The organism is Kineococcus glutinatus (assembly GCF_039542765.1).
In the GTDB taxonomy this organism is placed as follows: Bacteria; Actinomycetota; Actinomycetes; order Actinomycetales; family Kineococcaceae; genus Kineococcus_A; species Kineococcus_A glutinatus.
Genome location: NZ_BAABIL010000597.1, coordinates 1 through 2,225 on the forward strand (window position 1 = coordinate 1; position 2,225 = coordinate 2,225).

The window sequence follows — 2,225 nt, forward strand, 5'->3', positions numbered from 1 at the left end:
GCGGCGGTGCTGGCCGGCGGCCACCTCGTGCAGGGCCCGGAGGTCGCCGCGTTCGAGGCGGAGTTCTGCGCCGCCGCCACCCCCGGCCGGCGCGGGGTGGCCGTCAACTCCGGCACCTCCGCGCTGCACGTGGCGCTGCTGGCCCTGGGCGTCGGGCCCGGCGACGAGGTGGTCGTGCCGTCCTTCACGTTCGCCGCCACCGCCAACGCCGTGGCCCTCACCGGCGCGGTGCCGGTGTTCGCCGACGTCGACCCCGTGACGTTCTGCCTGGAGGCGTCCTCGGTGGCGGCCGTGGTCGGTCCGCGCACCCGGGCGCTGGTGCCCGTGCACCTCTTCGGGCACCCCGCGGACATGACCGCGCTCGGCGCGCTGGCCGCCGAGCACGGCCTGCTGGTGCTGGAGGACGCCGCGCAGGCGCACCTGGCGGCGTGGCGGGGGCGGGCGGTGGGCACGCTGGGCGACGCCGCGGCCTTCTCCTTCTACCCGACGAAGAACATGACCTCCGGCGAGGGCGGCATGATCACCACGGGGGACGCCGTGGTGGAGCGCACCGCCCGGCTGCTGCGCAACCAGGGCATGGAGCAGCGCTACCGCAACGAGGTCGTCGGGCTCAACGTGCGCATGAGCGACCTGCACGCCGCCATCGGCCGGGTGCAGCTGCGCCGGCTGGGCGAGCGCACGGCGGCGCGCCGGCGCAACGCCGCCGCCCTGACCGCGGCGATCGGGGCGCTCGCCCCCGCGGGTGTGGTGCTGCCGGTGACGGCGGAGGGCGCCGAGCACGTGTGGCACCAGTACACGATCCGGGTGGTGGGCCACGACCGGGACGCCTTCGCGGCGGCCCTGGCCGCGCACGGGGTGGGGGCCGCGGCCTACTACCCGGTGCCGGTGCACCGGCTGCCCGCCTTCGCGGGGGCGGTGCACGCGCCGCTGCCGCACACCGAGCTCGCGGCCGCGCAGGTGCTCTCGCTGCCCGTGCACCCGGCGCTGGGCGAGGGTGACGTCGAGCGCATCGCCGGGGCCGTCGCGGCCGTGGCGGCGGGCCGGTGAGCGCCGCCGGGCGCCCGCTGCGCGCCGGTGTCGTGGGCCTGGGGGCGATGGGCCGCCACCACGCGCGGGTGCTGGGCTCCCTGGAGGGCGTGGAGCTGGTCGCCGCGGCGGACGTGGGCGGCGACCCGCACCGCGCCGCCGGGGGCGCCCGCGTCGTGCGGGACGTCGCCGCGCTGCTGGCGGTCGGCGTGGACCTGGCCGTCGTGGCGGTGCCCACGGCGATGCACGAGGAGGTGGCGGTGCCGCTGGCCGGGGCGGGGGTGCACGTCCTCGTGGAGAAGCCGCTGGCGCAGGACCCGGCCACCGCCGCGCGCATCGCCGACGCCGTGGCCGCGGCGGGGGTCGTCGGCGCCGTGGGGCACATCGAGCGCTGCAACCCGGCGCTGCGGGAGCTGCGCCGGCGCACGGCCGCGGGCGAGCTGGGCCGCATCCACCAGGTGGCGACCCGCCGGCAGGGGCCCTTCCCCGCCCGCATCGGCGACGTGGGGGTCGTCAAGGACCTCGGCACCCACGACATCGACTCCACCGCCTGGATCACGGGCAGCCCGTTCGCGGCGGTGTCGGCGCGCACCGCGCACCGCACGGGCCGCCCGCACGAGGACCTCGCCGTGGTCGTCGGGTCGCTGGCCGACGGCACGATCACCAACCACGTCGTGAACTGGATGTCGCCGGTCAAGGAGCGGGTGACCGTGGTGACCGGCGAGGCCGGCACGTTCGTCGCGGACACCCTCACCGCCGACCTCACCCTGCACGCCAACGGCTCGGTGCCGGTGTCGTGGGAGGCGCTGGCGGGTTTCCGCGGTGTCAGCGAGGGGGACGTGACGCGCTTCGCGTTCCCCAAGCCGGAGCCGCTGCGCACGGAGCTGGCGGGTTTCCGCGACGCGGTGCTCGCCGGTGGCGACGCGGGCGGGTCCTGCACGGTGAGCATGGCGGAGGGGCTGCAGGTCGTGGCGGTGGCCGACGCGGTGCTGCGCTCGGCCGCGGGCGGCGTGACGGTCGACCTGCCGTGACCCGGCACCCCGCCGGCGGGGACCGGGGGCGGCCGGAGCCGCGGGTGCTGCACGTCAACGACTGCGCGGGCACGACGGTGCTGCTGGTGGCGGAGGCGCACCGGCGCGGCCTGCCCTGGGGCTACCTGCCGCTGGCGGCGCGGGGCCGGGCCTGGCGCGGGGTGCGCG

2 protein-coding genes are annotated in these 2,225 nt (G+C 78.3%); both read left to right on the forward strand.

The window, feature by feature from the left end; translation table 11 throughout:
- On the forward strand, positions 1-1,047 hold a 1,047-nt coding region (locus ABEB16_RS18780; RefSeq protein WP_345713735.1), incomplete at its 5' end, for a DegT/DnrJ/EryC1/StrS family aminotransferase.
- A complete protein-coding gene (locus ABEB16_RS18785; RefSeq protein ID WP_345713736.1) occupies positions 1,044-2,057 on the forward strand; it encodes a Gfo/Idh/MocA family protein in 1,014 nt (337 codons plus the stop codon). The genes ABEB16_RS18780 and ABEB16_RS18785, both read left to right, overlap by 4 nt.
- Positions 2,058-2,225: the final 168 nt, after the last annotated feature.